The sequence below is a fragment of the Limnobacter olei genome (assembly GCF_029087225.1).
GTDB lineage: Bacteria > Pseudomonadota > Gammaproteobacteria > Burkholderiales > Burkholderiaceae_B > Limnobacter > Limnobacter olei.
On the sequence record NZ_JARFJD010000016.1, the window covers coordinates 118,581 to 137,289 of the forward strand.

An 18,709-nucleotide genomic window follows, 5' to 3' on the forward strand; every position below is an offset into this window, starting at 1 on the left:
TGCCCGCTTTTTGGTTGACGACTTAATAATTGGAAATGCCGGGTGGAATTTGGGGGGTGTCCACCTGAACATCTGCACACTGCGCGCGGTGCATCAGGAGGTGATCCATAATGACTAAAGCCAGCATGGCCTCTGCAATCGGCGTTGCGCGTATTCCAACACAAGGATCGTGGCGGCCATAGGTTTCCACATCAATCGGATTGCCCGCTTTGTCAATCGACTTCCTGGGCAAACGAATGCTGGACGTCGGTTTGATCGCCATGCGAACCTCAATATCCTGCCCCGTTGAAATACCGCCGAGAATACCGCCTGCGTGGTTAGACCCAAAGCCGTCAGGGGTCATCTCATCACCGTGAACCGAACCCTTTTGCGCGATGCAGGCAAAACCTGCGCCAATCTCAACACCCTTCACCGCATTAATGCTCATCATGGCGTGGGCAATATCCGCATCCAGCTTGTCATACAAAGGCGAACCCAAACCCACCGGCACCCCAGTGGCCTGCACACGCAAGCCGGCACCACAGGAATCGCCGGACTTTCTCAGCGCATCCATGTAGGCCTCAAGCTCGGCAACCTTTTCATTGTTCGGCGCGAAAAAAGGATTGGTGTGCACATCGTCCCAAGTGGAAAACGGGATTTCCACTTCGCCGATCTGAGTCATGCAACCACGGATCTGGATACCCAGCCTGGTCGACAACCATTTTTTCGCGATAGCACCCGCAGCCACCATGGGCGCGGTCATGCGGGCCGACGAACGTCCACCCCCGCGATAATCACGAATACCGTATTTGTGCCAGTAGGTGTAATCAGCATGACCAGGGCGAAACGTGTCCATGATATTGCCGTAGTCTTTGCTGCGCTGATCTTGATTGCGAATCAACAAGCCGATTGGGGCCCCTGTTGTCACACCTTCAAAAACGCCGGAAAGAATTTCAACCTGGTCTGCTTCCTGACGCTGTGTCACGTGGCGGGAGGTTCCTGGCTTGCGTCGATCCAGGTCGGCCTGCAAATCCGCCTCAGTCAGTGGCAAACCAGGTGGGCAACCATCAACCACACAACCAATGGCGGGCCCATGGCTTTCCCCAAAATTACTGACCACAAAAAGGCGACCCAGGCTGCTTCCGGACATGCGTGTTCACTCCAATAGGCAAAACATTATTTTATCGGAATATCCCGCACCAGAACGGCGCGGGTGTTGAGCTTACTCAATTGCAACTTCTCAACTGCAACTTATTTGCGCTCAGTTGCCACTGAGTTGCTACTGAATCAAAGTGCTACTGAAGGCGTTCGACAGCTGATGCCCCAGTGTGTGGCCACTCAAAAATGCGTCTTCCACCCGCGCACCATTGAGCCAATCCCCGCAAGCACCCAACATGTGTTCCTCGCTGAAATAACAAGGCAGACCCACCGGGTTGCTGGGTAACGAATACAACCAGCGATGCGCGGTGACCGTCAAAGGCTCTTCGATCAACTGGCCAGTCACATTGCAAAACACATCCAGCAGCATTTTACCAACTTCCTCTGCCGCGTAATCCTGGTGTAGTCGAGACCAATCGGCCGTGGCCTGCAAGATCCAACGATCACCCGCAGCCCTGCCAGGCTTTGAGGAATCGCGACAAATCCAGCCCAATGGGCTGTCCACTACAAAGGCCCCATCGAAATCTACTTTCACAGTCTCGCGAGGCGTGAGCATGACAGACCAAGTAACGCTGGATTCAACAGCAACGGCCAATTGAGCCAACGGTTTGTGAACCTCATCGAACAACGGCACCACCTGCTCGGCCGGCACAGCACTGATCACTGCATCAAAGCCAGACTCTACCCTGACGGTGCCATCAGCCAGGTGCAGGGTTAATTGATAAACACTCTCAGTGCGAACAACACCAGCCACCCGGCATTGCAGGCGAATATCCAGCCCATGGGCCATGAAGCGCGCCAAACTGGCCATTCCAGGCGTACCCACCCACCGCGTGGTGCTGCTTGCATGTGGGGAGGAAAGCCCGTAGCCCAAATTAACCACAGAACCAGCCCAAGGCGCCACCGCACCCACTTTTTGGGCCTGGCCAATCAACTCAACAAATGCCGGGGACGAAGCCTGAAAATACTGGGTACCATGATCAAAGCCCAAAGGGGGATCAATGTCTCGATTCAGCCAACGGGTGGGCATGCGCCCCCCCGGGCCACGACTTTTTTCATACAAAGTGACCTCATGGCCCAACTGAACCAACTCGCGTGCGCAGGCCAAACCCGACATGCCCGCACCAACAATCGCAACTCTTTTTTTCACTTTGATACCACCTGTACTGCTTTTGTTTTCAACTCAATTGCTGCTTTCTTCCATAGGCCAATCGCGAATGTAGCCCTTCAGCATTTTGTTCTCAAACCCTTGTTCCTCAAGCACCGCTTTGGCCACATCGTGAAATGAAATCACACCGCACAGGGTGTTTCCATCCATCACGGGCAAATAGCGCTGGTGATTCTCAAGCATCAGTTTGCGAAGACTATCCACTTCCATATCCAGGGTGGCCACGGTGGGTTCTGTGTTCATGACCTCGCGAACCACAATTTCAGCCACGGGAGGTGTGGGACCGGTGCGGTGCTCTTTTTGCCGCTTTGCCAGAACACGAATCACTTCGCGAAAGGTGACGATGCCGGCCAGCGCCCCTTTGTCCATCACCACCAATGAACCCACGTCATGATCGGCCATGGTAACCACGCAGTCGGACAAATGAGTATCAGGGGTGACAGTGAATAGCGTGTTGCCTTTTACACGCAGGACTTCTTTAACTTGCATCACAAACCTCCTAAAATATTCTTATGGTCGTTTTATTCATCCTACCCGAAATGCCACAGCTTTCAAGTCCAAATTTCTGGGCAAATACAGGCCTGAAGCGGCAAGGGATGTAAACTACAACGATTAAAAATAAACAAATGGAGACATGGGCATGCCAAAAACCGGAAACAGATTTCAAACCTTTGCCGATTTTTATCCTTTTTACCTGGCAGAACACAACAATTTGACCTGCAGAAGACTGCACTTTGTGGGCTCCACAATTGCACTGGTCTGCCTGTTTAAATTGCTCACAACGGGACAGCCAATCTGGCTGCTCTATGGTCTGTTGGTGGGGTATGCATTCGCTTGGGTGGGGCACTTCTTTTTCGAGAAAAACCGCCCAGCCACATTCAAATATCCGCTTTACAGCTTCATGGGTGACTGGGTGATGTACAAAGACATCCTTACCCGCAAAATTCCGTTCTGATTTTCGCGTTAATTTTTCGCGTTAATCTTTCTTGTCAAACGGGTTCACGTTGCTTCGGAATTCAACCCGAAGCGGCGTTCCATCCAGTTTGAAACGCTCACGAATTCGGGTTTCCAGGTAGCGCTTGTAGTTGTCGGGAATGGCATCTAGAGCGGTGCCATGAACAATCACAATAGGCGGGTTCTGCCCACCCTGGTGCGCGTAGCGCAATTTGGGTCTGAAGATACCTTTGCGCGGGGGTTGCTGGTGCTCGACACACTCCTGAATCAGGCGCGTCAGTTTGGGCGTTGACAACTTGGCGAAAGCCGCCGCGTGCGCCTCATCGACTGATTTCATCATGGCTGCAATTCCAAAAGGCTTTGTGGCAGACACATAATGAAACTTGGCGTAATTCAGGAAAGTCAGCTTGCGCCCTACTTCAGCCTTGATTCGTTCCTTGCGGTAATCATCCAGGCTGTCCCATTTGTTCACAGCCAACACCAGCGAACGCCCCGCTTCAACTATGAAGCCCGCAATAGAGGCGTCTTGATCGGAAATATCCTGCTGGGCATCCAGCATCAAGATCACCACATTGGCGTCTTCAATGGCTTGCAGGGTTTTAATAACAGAGAATTTTTCGACCGACTCAAACACCTTGCCGCGCTTGCGCAAACCGGCTGTGTCAATCAAGGTATAAGGCTTGTCGTTGCGCTCGAAATCTATGTAAATGCTATCCCGGGTGGTACCCGGCAAATCGAACGCAATCACACGTTCTTCACCCAACAAGGTATTTACCATGGTGGACTTGCCCACATTGGGACGTCCGGCAATGGCCACCTTGATGCGCCTTCCGCCCTCTTCATCTTCGGGCAACACCGGCAGCTTTTCACAAGCAATATCCATTAATTGGCGTACACCGTCGCCATGGCTTGCCGAAATGGTCTCTGGCTCGCCCAAGCCCAACTCGAAAAAGTCGGCGGCGGCCATGGAATGGGTGTAGCCCTCGGTTTTGTTGACCACCAGAATTACTTCTCGCTTGGCCTTGCGCAGCTCTGCGGCAATCACGTGGTCGTGCGGGGTGACGCCTTGGCGACCATCCACAAGAAACAAAACCAGGTCAGACTCAACAATTGCCTGTCGGCTTTGCTTGGCCATTTCGGCGTAAATACCGTCTTTGGCCACAGGCTCAAGCCCGCCAGTGTCCACCACCAAATATTCTCTGGGGCCAATACGGCCTACACCATAATGGCGATCACGGGTTAGACCAGGCTGGTTGGCCACCAAGGCGTCTCTTGTTCGGGTCAAGCGATTGAACAATGTGGACTTGCCCACGTTTGGGCGCCCAACCAGGGCAATGACAGGTTTCATGTTTTACTTTACTGGACAGATATCAGGGCCACACTGCCGCCACGCGATTGCACGATCAGCGCATCGGTGTCAGCAGGCACAGGCTGGCTGGCAAAAGAGGTAGAACCCACTCTTGTTCGCGCAATGGTTTTGCCGGTGTCTCGATCAATGAAATGAACATAACCTTCGTAGTCGCCCACAGCCACAGCGCGACCAATTACGGTCGGCGTGGTGGGCTGGCGACGCTGGAAGCTTTCGATTTTCCAAACCTGCTTGCCGCCACTGCGGGAAAACGCAAACAAATCGCCCAGTTCATTGGGGGCAATCATGTAACGGTCGTCTACAGAGGCACCACTGGGTGCAGAAAAATCGGTGGTCCAGATTGGGCGGGCACTAACCGAATCCAGGCAACCCACCTTGCCTTGAAATGCCGCTGCACACACTTCACGGAAGTTATAAATTGGCGTCCCGGTTACGTCGGTGATGCGCTCAATTTCGGTGGTTCCACTGGGTGTTGCCAAAGTACCTTCCCAAACAACAGTGCCTGCGCTCAGATCAAGCGCCACCAGCCGGCCACCGGGAAAACCAGCATATACGCGCGCGTTGTTGACATCGACTGGGGTATTGACCCTCAAAGTTAGCGGCGGCAGCTGGCGGGTGTACTTCCAGCGTTGTGCACCGTTTGAGGCTGAATAAGCGATCACCGAGAAGTCGATGCCGCGAACCAGAATGGTGCCCGAAGCACCCACGGGCACGCTGCTGACATCTGCGCCCACGCCGGTTTGCCATTTTTGTTTGCCATTGGCATCAAACGCGACAAGGTTGTTGTTCACGTCGATCACCGCAATGGTATCAAGCGTCGCAGCCACACCTGCTTTCAGCTTGGCACCGACTTTCACTTTCCATTTTGTTTTGCCTGTCGCCCTGTCGATGGCCACCAACTGGCCCTCTTCGGACGCCGCATACACAGTAGAGTCGAGTAAAACGGGTGTAAAGCTGCCTTGCTCGGAGTCGCCAACATCCACAGACCAAGCGTTGGCGATTTTGAGCTGAGGAGTAAACGGCTGAAGTTCGGCCGGCTTTACAGCACTGCTGCCGAAAGGGTTCAGACTGCTAATGGTCGAGCCGATGGCTGCGCATCCGCCCAACAAGGCCAAAACAGCGACAAGAGATGAAATTTTAATGACGTGCTTCATTGGTCCGCTCATTGTTTGGCCTCCACTTTGGGCAAGGCACTGATTTTTCGCTCAATCACCTGCTTCCAGGGGCTGTCGGCTTGAATGGTGCCAAGCGCCAATTCATATTCTTTGCGCGCTGTTGCCGCATCTTTTTGTGCCAAGGCCAAATCACCCAAACGATCGTGAAAAAGGCCTTCAAAGCCTGGGTAGTTCTCGCTCAAGGCCGATTTGGCTGCATCGAACTCGGATTGCTCAATCAGAATACCGGCCAACATCAAACGGGCAGTTGCCACATACTCGTCCAGCTTGGCTTTTTCAGAAGCCCACTTCAACGATGCTTTCGCTTCTTCCAGCTTGCCTTGATCGAAAAAGGCTTTGGCCGCAATCAACGCCCCACGCTGTGCATAAGGGGAACTGGCATGTTCCTCGAACAGGGTCTTCTGGATTTCTCCCACCAGTTCGATATTGCCCTCACGCGTGGCTGCCTCCAAACGTTCATAGACGACAACCGCTTCGTTGGACTGGCGTGCCTGCCACCATTTCCAACCGTTGTTCAAGGCAAAGGCACCGAACACAAGAATCAACACGGTCAAGATAAAGCTGCCGTATTTGGACCAGAATGCCTTCAAACTGGCCAGTTGTTCTTGTTCTTCAAGGCTGTATCGACTCAAGACTCCTCTCCTTCTCCGTAAAGCAGACCGAAAATGGCTTCGGCCAATCCCTCTTGTTTGAATTCCTGCTGCTTGCTTTCACCACGCAGCAGTTTGACAGCTGCAGTGCCGGCATTTAATTCGTTTTCGCCCAGAATAACTGCCACGGCAGCACCGCTGACATCTGCGCGCTTCATTTGGCTTTTAAAACCGCCACCACCGGCGTGAAGCACCACGGCAAATCCTGCATCCCGCAGCTCTTCAGCCAGGGTAAATGCACGCCGTGACGTGCCCTCGCCTTGATGTACCACATACACATCGAGGTCAGCCGTGTCATCGGGCTGATTTACTTCGAGGTACAACTCGAGCACACGTTCCAGTCCAATTGCAAATCCGATGGCCGGCGTGGGCTTGCCACCCAGAATTTCAATCAAGCCATCGTAGCGACCACCGCCACAAATAGTGCCCTGCGTGCCCAAGGCATCAGTAATCCACTCGAACACGGTGAGGTTGTAGTAATCCAGACCACGAACCAAACGTGGGTTTTCAATGTAACGCACGCCCGCATCGTCAAGCAGGCGTTTTACGCCCTGATAATGTGCCAGGGATTCCGTTCCCAAAAATTCCGACAAACGCGGTGCGCCGTTGACCATGTCTTGCATGGTGGGGTTTTTCGTATCCAGAATACGCAGCGGATTGCTGTGCAGGCGGCGCTTGGCATCTTCATCCAACAAGTCGGCGTGCGCTTCAAAATACGAAATCAGCGCCTGCCTGTGCGCCAAGCGTTCTGGTGCTTCACCCAGGCAGTTGATTTCAAGGCGCACATCTTCAAGTCCCATCTCACGCCACAGGCGCGAGAGCATCACAATCAACTCCGCATCAATATCGGGTCCGGCAAAACCCAGTGCTTCAACATCGAGCTGATGAAACTGCCTGTAACGCCCTCGCTGGGGGCGCTCATGGCGAAACACAGGCCCCATGGAGTACACCCGCTGAGGCGCTGCATAGGTCAGATTGTGTTGAATGGTGGCGCGCGCAATGCCCGCGGTGAATTCTGGCCGCAAAGTAAGTTCATCGCCATTCAAGCGATCCACGAAACTGAACATCTCTTTTTCAACGATGTCGGTGACTTCACCAATGCCCCGGCGAAACAGCGACGTGGGCTCCAGCACAGGGGTTTTGATCAAGCGGTAGCCATAAGAGGTCAACCACTCTCGAAGCATGACCTCGAGATTTTCCCAATGAATGCCCTCCACGGGCAATACATCGTTCATACCCTTGACGGATTGCAGTCGGGGTTGCTTTTTGGCTTTGGATTGTTCCGGCGACTCAGGATGACTCATTGACGCATTCAACTTAATTTCTCAACCCGGTATTGTCGCCTATTCTTGGGCTACTTGTTGCCGCCAGCGTACCTTTGCTCTACATAACGCTGCACAATTGCCTGAAATTCCTGAGCGATGTTCTCGCCCTTCAAGGTCACCGTGCGTTTGCCGTCTAGAAACACAGGGGCAGAAGGAGCCTCACCGGTGCCCGGCAATGAAATACCTATGTCGGCGTGCTTGCTTTCACCTGGACCGTTCACCACGCAGCCCATCACGGCCACTTTCATTTCCTCAACGCCCACATACTGGTTTTTCCAGATCGGCATTTGATCGCGCAGATAGGTTTGAATTTGATCGGCCAGTTCCTGAAACACTGTACTGGTGGTTCGGCCGCACCCCGGGCAGGCGATGACCTGCGGTGTAAAGGCACGCAAGCCCAAAGATTGCAAAATTTCTTGCCCAACGACCACTTCCTTGCACCGATCACCATTGGGCTCGGGGGTAAGCGACACACGAATGGTGTCACCAATGCCTTCTTGCAACAGCACCGACAATGCAGCAGTCGATGCCACGATACCTTTCGTGCCCATGCCAGCTTCGGTCAAACCCAAATGCAAGGGAAACTCGCTTCGACCCGACAATTCCCGGTACACCGCAATCAGGTCTTGAACCTGACTCACCTTGCAGGACAACACAATTTTATTGGCGGGCAAACCGAGCTCGACCGCCTTGTGTGCACTACTTACCGCAGATTCAATCAATGCCTGGTACATCAGTTGCTGCGCTGGCAATGGGTCGGCTTTCTTGCCGTTTTCATCCATCATGCGGGCCAGCAGGTTTTGGTCCAGGCTGCCCCAGTTCACGCCAATCCGAACCGGCTTGTCGTGCTCAGCAGCAATTGAAATCATGGCCGCAAAGTTATCATCGCGCGAACGGGATGAACCGACATTGCCAGGGTTGATGCGGTACTTCGACAGGGCCTTTGCGCAATCCGGATACTTTTGAAGCAACAGGTGCCCGTTGTAATGAAAATCACCCACCAATGGCACGGGGATTCGCATTTTATCGAGCTGATCTCGAATGTAGGGCACCGCCTCGGCAGAGGCGTCATTGTTCACCGTGATTCGAACCATCTCGCTGCCGGCAAGATAAAGAGCCTTGATTTGCAATGCCGTATTCAGCGCATCGGCCGTGTCGGTGTTGGTCATCGACTGCACCAAAACAGGGGCACCGCCACCGATAGACACAACATGGTCTTTCCAGCGGACATCCACTTGATGGGTCTTGTGTCGCTTCAAGGGGGTATTTGGAATCACGATGAACTTCTGGCGAGATAGACAGGTTGCTGAAAGGCGGGGGCTGGAACAGCCCCCTCGCAGATTTTACTGAACAGTGATTCGAGCCACTTCTCCACGAATGGATGAAGTCAGATCGACTGATTTTCCGTTGCTGGAGATACTTACCGCCTTGGCGTTACCAACAATCAACTTAAAGGGCGCTTGACCCTTTACTTCAAGATTGCTGCCACCGTCGTTGAGTTGGGAAATCAACACTTTGTCATTTGCATCGCGAACAGTCACCCAAGACTGCTCTTGAAAGTTAAACCGCAACACGCTTTCAACATTGGAGGCCAGGGGAGCAGCGGCGGGCACTGCCGCATCAGCAACAGGTGCAGCGGCTGTAGTGCTGGCCGCGCCGGTGGCATTTGGTGCTGCGGTTGCGGGGGGAGCAGATTGACCTTCAGGCGCAGCAGGTTGCTGAAGCGCCGGGAATACGGCCGTATCACCAGCTGCAGCTGGGGCTTCCAGGCCCAAAGGCAAAGAACCATCCGCTGACACAGCACTCTCGGAACCTGGTGCAGTGGCCACAGGCGCCTCATTGGGTTCGATCACTTCTGCATCACCCACTTCAGTGGTTTGACTCGACATGAATACGGGAATGTAAAACACGGCCATGACCACCACTGCTGCCAGCACAATGCCGTAGCTCAGCGATTTCTTGCCTGTTTTACGATCAAAATTCAAAGTGGACAAGCGCTTGGAGCTGTTGGGCATCTTGGGCTCAAGCGGCTCGGAGCGCCCACTTTCGGTCTGGCCAGAACGAGCGGCTTTGACCTGGGCACTGGCCTCAGAAAACCCGAAGGACATGATGACCGGTGCAGGATCCATCTTCAGGGCCTTGCAATAACTTTTAATGAAAGCCTTGGCAAAGGTCTCGGGCGGTAGGCGTCCAACATCACCACTTTCAATGGCTTCAAGCTGACGTTCGTTGATTTTGGTTTGAGCACTGATGTCGCTCAAGGAATAGCCGGCCTTTTCACGGGCAGCACGTAAAATTTCTCCCGGGTTCTGGCCCGATTCAAGCAGAGTCAAATTGGGGTGCTTTTCAGCGAAGGAGCCATTGCTTGGCTCCGGTTTTGCATCTTGACCTGCACTGGCATCTGATGATTCAGTTTTGCTCATCGCACGATTTTCATTCATTTGGTCTTTCCAAGCGTCGGCAGGCGCAAAGGGCCCCGATTAATCATTGTAGTTCTTTACCGCCACCACCTTTGCAGCATAATCGAAGCAAGCAGGTAGGTTCAAGCGATTTCGATGGAAATTCAATGTGTTGAGGAGTTTTTTGAGAATGCGCCACAAGTTTGGCGACAAAAATATCGTTTTTATAATTGAATTAATACGCAATCACTGCCACAACACACTCAATCTTGCATTCATTGTATGACAAAGCATGCACGCTGTTTGCCTAGTCCCTGCGTTTGGAGGAACCCCTCAGTTCTTCCAGGGACACCGTACTCACAAGCCTCTCCTTGACCTTGGTTCGGTCTCGAACTTCGCCAGCCAGTTGACCGCAGGCCGCATCGATGTCATCACCCCGGGTTTTACGAACTGTGGTTACTACACCCGCGCCACCCAGGATATCCACAAACGTTTTGATTGCAGGGCTGGTTGACTTGAGCAAACCCGACTCTGGGAATGGGTTAAACGGGATCAGGTTGAATTTACAAGGCACAATTTTGGCGATTTCAAGCAATTGCTGGGCATGCTCTGGCTTGTCATTCACTCCATCAAGCATGACATACTCAAAAGTAATGAAATCACGCGGCGCAAATTTCAGGTAACGCAGGCAGGCATCGAGCAACTCACGCAATGGGTACTTTTTGTTCAGCGGCACGAGGTGATCGCGCAGCGCATCGTTGGGCGCATGCAGCGACACAGCCAAGGCCACGGGGCAATCTTGCGAAAGCCTGTCCATGAAGGGCACAACGCCCGATGTCGACACAGTGACCCTGCGGCGGGAAAGACCGTAAGCCGTGTCATCCAGCATTAATTGCAAAGCCGGGACTAAGGCATCGTAGTTCAACAGGGGCTCGCCCATGCCCATCATGACCACATTCGTAACCGGGCGCTCTTGGGCGTAAACACGGTCGCCAGCTTCGCGCAGCAAGACATTGGCCTTCCACAACTGGGCCACAATTTCAGCGGTACTTAAGTTGCGGGAAAAACCTTGTTTGCCAGTAGAGCAAAAACGGCAATTGACCGCGCAGCCTGCCTGCGAGCTGACGCACAGGGTTCCGCGGCGCTCTTCGGGGATGAACACTGTTTCAACTGCATCGCCATTACCAACATCAAAGAGCCACTTGCGCGTGCCGTCTTTGGATACATTGTCGGAAATGATACTGGGGGCCTTGATGCAGGCACGGCTGTTCAAATTCTGGCGAAATGATTTCGCAAGGTCGGTCATGGAATCAAAATTGTCCATGCCTGATTGGTGAATCCACTTGGCCAATTGTTTGGCCCTGAATGGTTTTTCACCCAAATTGCCACACCACTGAATCAGCTCGGGCACCGAGTAGTCCAGCAAGTTGTCGAGTTGTGCACTCATGGTGTGTCCTTTCAAAACAAACGGGGACGCATGTGCGCCCCCGGAATTCAACGCAATCTAACTAGATTAGCGTGAAAATACTTGTGACGCTGGGAAGAAATAAGCGATTTCGTTTGCAGCTGTTTCAGCCGCATCAGAACCATGAACTGCGTTGGCGTCAATGCTTTCAGCGAAGTCGGCACGAATTGTACCGGCAGCGGCTTCCTTGGGGTTTGTGGCACCCATCAATTCACGGTTCTTGGCAATTGCGTTCTCGCCTTCCAGGGCTTGAATCATCACTGGGCCAGAAATCATGAACTCAACCAGGTCGTTGAAGAAAGGACGTGCCTTGTGCACTGCGTAAAAGCCTTCAGCTTCAGCGCGTGACAGGTGAGCCATGCGTGCGGCCACTACCTTCAGGCCAGCGGCTTCAAAGCGGCTGTAAATTTGACCAATTACGTTTTTTGCAACAGCATCAGGCTTGATGATGGACAGGGTGCGCTCGATTGCCATGGTGTAACCACTCCGAAAAGATTAGAAAAGCGTGAAAATTAACCCGCGATTATAGCTGGTTTATGTAAAAAACCCAATCAAGGGCCTGACCCACGTCTTGAATTGAAACTTTTCGCCATTACCATTACTCTAAATCCATACAAATTCGCGTTTTACAAAGGAGCGAGTAACCATGTCTGAATTCAGAACTGCACAATTTGGCCGCACAGCCGGTGGTGTATCGACCGTAGAAACCAACAGGGTTCTGCGAAACACATACTTCTTGCTGGCCCTGTCGATGATCCCGACAGCCTTGGGCGCGTTTGCGGGCATTCAATTCGGCTTCTTCCGTTTGTTCGCTGGCAGCCCCATTCTTTCTTTCGTGGTGATGCTTGCCGCCATGTTCGGCTTTATCTGGGGCATTCAACGCAACCGAAATAATTCCTTTGGTGTTGTGCTCATGTTGGGCTTTACCTTCTTCATGGGTTTGATGCTCTCCGGCATTTTGTCGGTCGCGCTTAGCCTGTCCAATGGCGGCTCCATCATCATGATGGCTGCGCTGGGCACAGCCGGTATTTTCTTTGGTTTGGCCAGCTACGCCGCGGTGACCAAGCGTGATTTCACCAACATGGGCAAGGGCCTGCTGATTGGTTTGGTTATGGTGATTGTGGCCTCTGTGGCCAACATCTTCTTGCAAATGCCAGCCCTGTCGCTGACCATTTCCACCATTTGCGTGGGCTTGTTCTCGCTGTTCATTTTGTACGACCTGCAACGTGTCATGCGCGGCGGTGAAACAAACTACATTTCCGCCGCCTTGAGCATTTACCTGAGTTTGTACAATTTGTTCGTGAACTTGCTGCAACTGCTCATGGTATTTACAGGTGGCAGCCGCGAGTAAACAAGCGCCTGCCGGGATTAAGTTACCTGAAAGTAACTGATTTCAAAGCACTTTTTTGACACTTTGCAACATCGAAAGTTGTTGCAAAGTGCATTTCAGAAGCGCAATATAAAATTTCAGTGGGTCGGTATCTATACTGACCGCCGAGTTGGTGAGGCAAACGCACCAACGAAAACGGGGCCGCAACGGCCCCGTTTGTTATTTGCGCAGTTGAATTATGTGCGCCATGGTCAGGAATAGTCGCTGTATGCCACTCTTTCAAACACCGCAATCGACTCAACATGCGACGTGTGCGGAAACATATTGACCACCCCTGCTTTCATCAACTTGTACGAGCCGACATTGCAAAGTACCGCCGTATCCCGAGCCAAGGTGCCCGGGTTGCAGCTGACATAAACAATGCGCTTGGGCTGAAACTCTGCGCGCGCACCTACAATTGCCTTACAAATTTCCAAGGCTCCGTCACGCGGAGGATCGACCAAGACTTTGTCGTATTGCCCCCAACTTTCCCATTCAGGTGTTTCCACTTCGAACAGATTGCGCACATGAAATTCGGTTTTATCGGCCAGGCCGTTGAATTTAGCATTCTCGCCAGCTCGGTCAACCAGGTCTTGCGAACCTTCAAAACCCTTCACGTAACTGCTTTTCGTGGCCAAAGGCAGTGAAAAATTACCCAAGCCGCAGAACAGGTCAAGCACGCGGTCTTCGGGCTTCAAGTCGAGCAATGACACCGCACGGCTAATCATGGCGTCGTTGATCATGTGGTTCACCTGCGTGAAATCGGTCGGCCTGAACCGCATGCGAATGCCGAAACTTGGAATACGGTAGGTGAGGTCAACAGGCTTGTCAGCCTCAAGACGATGTGCAGTGGCTGGGCCACCTGGTTGCAGCCACCAGTCAACGCCCCACTCTCGGCCAAAGGATCGAATCGTATCGAGGTCTGACTCACTCAAGGGCTCCAGGTGGCGTAACACCATTGCGGTAACACCATCGCCCACGGCCAGTTCAATTTGGGGAATACGCATGAAAATGCTCAGCGTAACCAGCATATTGCCCAGGGGCACAATCATGTTGGACACATGCTTGGGCAACACATGGCATTCCTGCATGTCCGCCACGTAAGAAGATGCTTTCTCGTGAAACCCGACAAAGAACCGCTCTTTCTTGATCACAAAGCGGGTACTTAAACGCGCACGGTGTCGATAACCCCAAAATGAACCATAAATGGGCGGCATCATTTGTTCAGGGGTTTGGCGACCAATTCGCTGCAAAAGGTCTTCAAGCGCGCGGTTTTTAATGGCCACCTGGGCATTGGGCTCAATGTGCTGCATGGCGCACCCGCCACACACCCCATAATGCGGGCACTTGGGCGTGGTGCGAGTGGAAACCGTGTTCAGCACCTGCAGAGTTGTGCCTTTTGAATAGCTTGGCTTTACTCGCGTAATTTCGGCAACAACGGTTTCGCCGGTGATTGCACCATCGATGAAGTGCACTTTGCCATCCACATGGCCAATGCCATTGGCATCCAGGTCGATTGATTCAATGGCAACTTGCACCTGTGGAAACACCACGGGTGTTCGATCTTTTTTCTTTTTGCGGCCCATGGCTACATTCGATAAAAATTAACGGGCCGGGAGGTAATCCATCGGGTCAACAGGTTTGCCTTGCTTGCGCACTTCAAAGTGCAGTTTGGGGCGATCAGAATCGGACTGCCCTGCTTCCGCAATTTTCTGGCCCTTGGTGACAGGCTCACCTTCTTTCACCAACAAGGTTTTGTTGTGGGCATAGGCGGTCAACAAGTTGTTGTCGTGTTTCAGGATAATCAAGTTGCCATAACCGCGCAGCGCGTTGCCTGAATAAACGACACGCCCCGCCTGAGAGGCAATTACGGGGTCGCCCACTTTGGCGGCAAGGTCAATACCCTTGTTTACGCCCGCTTTGTAGCCTTGAATAATTTCACCTGGATGCGGCCAAATAAAACCCAAAGTGACAGCAACGGGAGCCGGCGGTTTGATTTCGGGTGCTGGTGTGGCCTCGACCGGTTTTGCACCGCCAGCGGGAGTAATCGGGGTTACTTCAACACCAGTGTCTTCAACAGTGCTTGACCCAGACGCACCGGCCGCGACAGCACCAGGTGCGCCCGCCACGCGCAGCTTTTGACCAATGCTTAGCTTGCTGGGATCGCTCAAATTGTTGGATCGCGCCAGCTCACGCCAATCCAGACCAAAATCAAGCGCAATGCTGTACAGGGTATCGCCAGCTTTGACGGTGTAAATACCGTCGGTGGCCACTGCGGTGTCAGTAGAACGGGAGGGCAAACGATCGACCACCGGGGCCTGGTTACCCGTTGTTGTACAGGCGGCCAGGAAGGTCAGTGTTGCAAACCCAACTGCCAATGCACGTGTGTAACCCAGCAATGGGGTTCTGGTTAATGCGCCACGTTTCATACGATGCGAGTTCCTTGTAACAGGGGTACGAATTTTACCAAGTCTTTTTTCTCTCGGTGCCATTTGTCGACCGCCAAACGATCAACAATGACCAGATTTTGCTGATTCTGGTCAGCCACGGGCACTATAAGGCGCCCGCCAATTTTTAACTGCTTGAGCAAGGCTTGCGGTATTTCCAAACCCGCAGCGGCCACAATGATGACATCAAACGGTGCTTGTGCGGGCAACCCCACCAAACCATCGCCATGAATTACTTTGACTTTCTGAAAGCCGGCAAGTTTTAAGTTGCGCTGGGCCTTGTCGTATAACGCCTCAATGCGTTCTATGCTGACCACCCGCTTTGCGATGTTGGCAAACACCGCAGCCTGGTAACCACAACCCGCGCCGACTTCCAGCACATTGTCCAGCTCTGCACGGCCATCCAGCGCATATTCAGCAAAACGGGCCACGGTGAAAGGCCGTGAAATGGTTTGTTGATGGCCAATTGGCAAGGCTGCGTCTTCGTAGGCTCGCGATGCAAATGCTTCGTCCACAAACAAATGCCTCGGCACAGTACCAATTACATCGAGCACACGCTGATTCACAATGCCCAGAGTTTTCAGTTTTTGAACCAAATGCCCACGCGCCCGCTCGGAGGTCAGGCTTGAACCACCGATGCGTTCCGGAATGCGGTCCAGTTTGCGCGCAGACTGGGTAATCAGCGCAGGTGCTGGCTTGAAGCGGGGCTTTTGATCCATGTTGTTGTTTTACAGCCAATCGGCCAGGGTCTTCATTTGTTCGGTGTGCGTTAAATCAGCTTTCAAAGGACTGATCGAAATTTTACCCTGCTTGACCGCATAAAAATCGGTGCCAGGGCCAGCATCTTTGGCACCGCCGGGTGGGCCAATCCAGTAAACGGTTTCATCTTTGGGATTCTGGGTGGGAATCACGGGTTCGGCATGGTGGCGCTTGCCCAAACGGGTGCATTCGTAACCTTGCATGTCATCGTAAGGAATCGGGGGAATGTTCACATTCAGCAGGCAATGTTCCAAACCAAGTTTGTTGTTCAGGAAGCGCTCAACAATTTCAGCCGCCACGCGGGCTGCGCTGTCCAGGTGTGCGTAACCTTTGCCAGCCAGCGAAAAAGCGATCGCGGGCAAACCACACTGAAAGCCTTCCATGGCGGCTGCCACAGTGCCTGAATAAATGGTGTCGTCGCCCATGTTGGCGCCGTTGTTGATGCCAGACACGACTAGATCCGGTCGCCTTTCCAGCAAACCAGTCACCGCCACATGCACGCAATCGGTGGGGGTGCCATTCACATAACGAAATCCGTTGGCGGCTTTTCGTACTGTAAGCGGCCGGTCAAGTGTGAGGGCATTGGACACGCCCGAGCGGTCTTGCTCGGGTGCCATCACCTCCAGGTGAACCGTGTTGCCAAATCGTTCAAGCAAAGCACCATGCAAGGCCAAAATGCCGGGGGCACTGTAGCCATCGTCGTTGCTGATCAGAATGTGGGGAATGGTCAAGATCAAGCTTCCTTGCGACGAAACACCCAAGTGTTCTCGGTGGATTCTTTGGGTGCAAATGCGTAGCCTGCCACCTTGAACTTTTTCAGTTGCTCTACATCTGTGATGCGTTGGTCAACAATGTAGCGGGCCATTAAACCGCGTGCTTTTTTGGCGAAGAAACTGATGATTTTGTACTGGCCGTTTTTGTAATCCTGAAACACGGGTTGAACCACACGTGCGTTCAAGGCCTTGGTGTCAACTGACTTGAAATACTCATCGGAAGCCAGATTCACCAACACAGGGTCTTTTTTTCCGAGTTCCTTGTTCAGGGCCGGCGCCACGGTCTGCTTCCAATAGGCGTATAGATCTTTGCCGGCTGGGTTGGGCAGCTTGGTGCCCATTTCAAGGCGATAGGGTTGCATCAAATCGAGTGGACGCAAAATGCCATACAGGCCCGACAGAATACGCACATGCTTTTGTGCAAAAGCCAAACCGTCTTCGTCCAGGGTTTTGGCATCAAAACCATCGTACACATCGCCATTGAATGCCAGTAACGCAGGCCGCGAATTCTTTATGGTGAACTTGGTTGACCATTCGCTGTAACGCGTTGCATTCAGCACACCCAATTTGTCAGAGACCGACATGAGTTCGGAAATATCGGCCGGGCTCATGGGGCGAAGAATATTCACCAGCGCTGCGGCCTGCTCAACAAACTGCGGCTGTGTACTGGCTGAAACGGACAAGGGTGTTTCGTAATCGAGCGATTTTGCGGGAGAAAGAACTACAAGCATGGACATGAATCACCTGGTTGTTACTACGGGTTTATTATCGCAGGATCTGGCAGGTGATTCAGGGACAGGGTGGTGTGAAGTCGGGAAAAAATACCCAATGCAAGGTATGCGAGTGACTGGTGTTTTTGAGGTTGGCCGCGGATGCGACTTTGTCGCTCCGCTTCTGGCCGTGTCTCCCAGACTGTCTCTCCCGAAGATGAATGTATTACCTGTCACATGCAGCAATTGGATTCAGGCAAATGTGTTTGCAAGTTTTGATTTACTGTATATAATCACAGCATGTTCATTCGAGATTGGTGCCATGAAAGGTTTAACTGCTCGTCAACAAGAAATTCTTGATTTAATCCGGGACCAAATTACCCAATTTGGCAGGCCACCCACTCGCGCCGAAATTGCACGGCAACTGGGATTTCGCTCAGCCAATGCAGCAGAAGATCACTTGCAGGCTCTGGCCAAAAAAAATGTCATTGCACTGGATGCCAGTACGTCACGGGGCATTCGCTTGCTGGGTGAATACGCCGAAGGTTTGGAAGAAACTGCCAGCAAGGCCGCCGAACGTGCAATGGAGCAATTCATGCAATTGCCACTTATTGGTCGTGTTGCCGCAGGCAGCCCGATTCTTGCCCAAGAACATGTGGAAAAACAAATTCCTGTTGACCCCTCACTGTTTCCAGACAAGCCCGATTACTTGCTGAAAGTACGTGGTATGTCGATGAAAGACATCGGCATTATGGATGGCGATTTGCTGGCCGTAAAAAAAGCCAGTACCGCCAGAGCGGGCCAGGTGGTGGTTGCACGCGTGAACGACGATGTCACCGTGAAACGTTTTTTCCAGAAAGGCCATGTGGTTGAACTGCAAGCCGAGAACAGCGATTTCGCTCCCATTGAAGTCGACTTGCGAACCGAAACATTCGCAATTGAAGGTTTGGCTGTTGGTTTGATTCGCCAAGGCCAGTTGCATTAAAAAGCAGTTATTGCACTAAAAAGC

19 protein-coding genes are annotated in these 18,709 nt (G+C 52.6%); 3 read left to right on the forward strand and 16 right to left on the reverse strand.

The window, feature by feature from the left end:
* Positions 1 to 22: 22 nt before the first annotated feature.
* From aroC to PY990_RS10955, 3 genes are all read right to left on the reverse strand, one after another.
* Entirely contained in the window at positions 23 to 1,129 is a 1,107-nt protein-coding gene (gene aroC / locus PY990_RS10945) for a chorismate synthase (protein ID WP_275271626.1), read from the reverse strand.
* Between the two features lie 129 nt (positions 1,130 to 1,258).
* The gene (locus PY990_RS10950; protein ID WP_275271627.1) at positions 1,259 to 2,287 is read right to left on the reverse strand and encodes an NAD(P)/FAD-dependent oxidoreductase; all 1,029 of its coding nucleotides are present in this window, start codon (positions 2,285 to 2,287) and stop codon (positions 1,259 to 1,261) included.
* 33 nt (positions 2,288 to 2,320) lie between these two features.
* Complete coding sequence (locus tag PY990_RS10955; protein ID WP_105028947.1) at positions 2,321 to 2,794, reverse strand: CBS domain-containing protein; 474 nt, start codon at positions 2,792 to 2,794, stop codon at positions 2,321 to 2,323.
* 145 nt (positions 2,795 to 2,939) lie between these two features.
* Here PY990_RS10955 and PY990_RS10960 point away from each other — a divergent pair, with 145 nt between their 5' ends.
* Positions 2,940 to 3,260 carry an Mpo1-like protein gene (locus PY990_RS10960; RefSeq protein ID WP_275271628.1) on the forward strand — a complete coding sequence of 107 codons (321 nt, stop codon included), beginning with the start codon at positions 2,940 to 2,942 and terminating at the stop codon, positions 3,258 to 3,260.
* A 21-nt stretch (positions 3,261 to 3,281) separates the two neighbouring features.
* On the opposite strand, the gene der is transcribed toward PY990_RS10960, so the two are convergent.
* The 8 genes from der to ndk all read right to left on the reverse strand — a co-directional run bounded on the left by der (position 3,282) and on the right by ndk (position 12,116).
* Entirely contained in the window at positions 3,282 to 4,607 is a 1,326-nt protein-coding gene (der, locus tag PY990_RS10965; protein ID WP_171098837.1) for a ribosome biogenesis GTPase Der, read from the reverse strand.
* Positions 4,608 to 4,615: 8 nt separating this feature from the next.
* The gene (gene bamB, locus PY990_RS10970; protein WP_275271629.1) at positions 4,616 to 5,794 is read right to left on the reverse strand and encodes an outer membrane protein assembly factor BamB; all 1,179 of its coding nucleotides are present in this window, start codon (positions 5,792 to 5,794) and stop codon (positions 4,616 to 4,618) included.
* Positions 5,791 to 6,435, reverse strand: a complete 645-nt coding sequence (locus tag PY990_RS10975; protein WP_275271630.1) for a YfgM family protein — start codon at positions 6,433 to 6,435, stop codon at positions 5,791 to 5,793. The genes bamB and PY990_RS10975 overlap by 4 nt, the downstream gene beginning before the upstream one ends.
* Positions 6,432 to 7,757, reverse strand: coding sequence for a histidine--tRNA ligase (gene hisS / locus PY990_RS10980; protein ID WP_275271631.1), 1,326 nt, complete (start codon positions 7,755 to 7,757; stop codon positions 6,432 to 6,434). The genes PY990_RS10975 and hisS overlap by 4 nt, the downstream gene beginning before the upstream one ends.
* Before the next feature lie 50 nt (positions 7,758 to 7,807).
* A complete protein-coding gene (ispG, locus tag PY990_RS10985; protein WP_413789525.1) occupies positions 7,808 to 9,118 on the reverse strand; it encodes a flavodoxin-dependent (E)-4-hydroxy-3-methylbut-2-enyl-diphosphate synthase in 1,311 nt (436 codons plus the stop codon).
* Positions 9,119 to 9,121: 3 nt separating this feature from the next.
* Complete coding sequence (locus PY990_RS10990) at positions 9,122 to 10,219, reverse strand: helix-turn-helix domain-containing protein (RefSeq protein ID WP_275271633.1); 1,098 nt, start codon at positions 10,217 to 10,219, stop codon at positions 9,122 to 9,124.
* 265 nt (positions 10,220 to 10,484) lie between these two features.
* Positions 10,485 to 11,624, reverse strand: coding sequence for a dual-specificity RNA methyltransferase RlmN (gene rlmN / locus PY990_RS10995; protein WP_008248937.1), 1,140 nt, complete (start codon positions 11,622 to 11,624; stop codon positions 10,485 to 10,487).
* A 66-nt stretch (positions 11,625 to 11,690) separates the two neighbouring features.
* Positions 11,691 to 12,116: a nucleoside-diphosphate kinase gene (gene ndk / locus PY990_RS11000; RefSeq protein WP_275271634.1), complete on the reverse strand. Its 426-nt coding sequence runs from the start codon at positions 12,114 to 12,116 to the stop codon at positions 11,691 to 11,693.
* A gap of 172 nt (positions 12,117 to 12,288) precedes the next feature.
* Here ndk and PY990_RS11005 point away from each other — a divergent pair, with 172 nt between their 5' ends.
* Positions 12,289 to 12,993: a Bax inhibitor-1/YccA family protein gene (locus PY990_RS11005; protein WP_275271635.1), complete on the forward strand. Its 705-nt coding sequence runs from the start codon at positions 12,289 to 12,291 to the stop codon at positions 12,991 to 12,993.
* 230 nt (positions 12,994 to 13,223) lie between these two features.
* On the opposite strand, the gene rlmD is transcribed toward PY990_RS11005, so the two are convergent.
* From rlmD to yaaA, 5 genes are read right to left on the reverse strand one after another with little or no spacing between them, the layout of a single operon-like run.
* A complete protein-coding gene (gene rlmD, locus PY990_RS11010; protein WP_275271636.1) occupies positions 13,224 to 14,597 on the reverse strand; it encodes a 23S rRNA (uracil(1939)-C(5))-methyltransferase RlmD in 1,374 nt (457 codons plus the stop codon).
* A gap of 18 nt (positions 14,598 to 14,615) precedes the next feature.
* Positions 14,616 to 15,440, reverse strand: coding sequence for a peptidoglycan DD-metalloendopeptidase family protein (locus PY990_RS11015; RefSeq protein ID WP_275271637.1), 825 nt, complete (start codon positions 15,438 to 15,440; stop codon positions 14,616 to 14,618).
* On the reverse strand, positions 15,437 to 16,177 hold the full coding sequence (locus PY990_RS11020) for a protein-L-isoaspartate(D-aspartate) O-methyltransferase (RefSeq protein ID WP_275271638.1): 741 nt from the start codon (positions 16,175 to 16,177) through the stop codon (positions 15,437 to 15,439). Before PY990_RS11020 ends, PY990_RS11015 begins: the two co-directional genes overlap by 4 nt.
* 9 nt (positions 16,178 to 16,186) lie before the next feature.
* Positions 16,187 to 16,948 (reverse strand): 5'/3'-nucleotidase SurE, encoded by a 762-nt coding sequence (surE, locus tag PY990_RS11025; protein WP_105029859.1) that lies wholly within the window; start codon positions 16,946 to 16,948, stop codon positions 16,187 to 16,189.
* Between the two features lie 2 nt (positions 16,949 to 16,950).
* The gene (yaaA, locus tag PY990_RS11030) at positions 16,951 to 17,721 is read right to left on the reverse strand and encodes a peroxide stress protein YaaA (RefSeq protein ID WP_275271690.1); all 771 of its coding nucleotides are present in this window, start codon (positions 17,719 to 17,721) and stop codon (positions 16,951 to 16,953) included.
* Between the two features lie 301 nt (positions 17,722 to 18,022).
* Here yaaA and lexA point away from each other — a divergent pair, with 301 nt between their 5' ends.
* Entirely contained in the window at positions 18,023 to 18,685 is a 663-nt protein-coding gene (gene lexA, locus PY990_RS11035) for a transcriptional repressor LexA (protein WP_105029858.1), read from the forward strand.
* Positions 18,686 to 18,709: the final 24 nt, after the last annotated feature.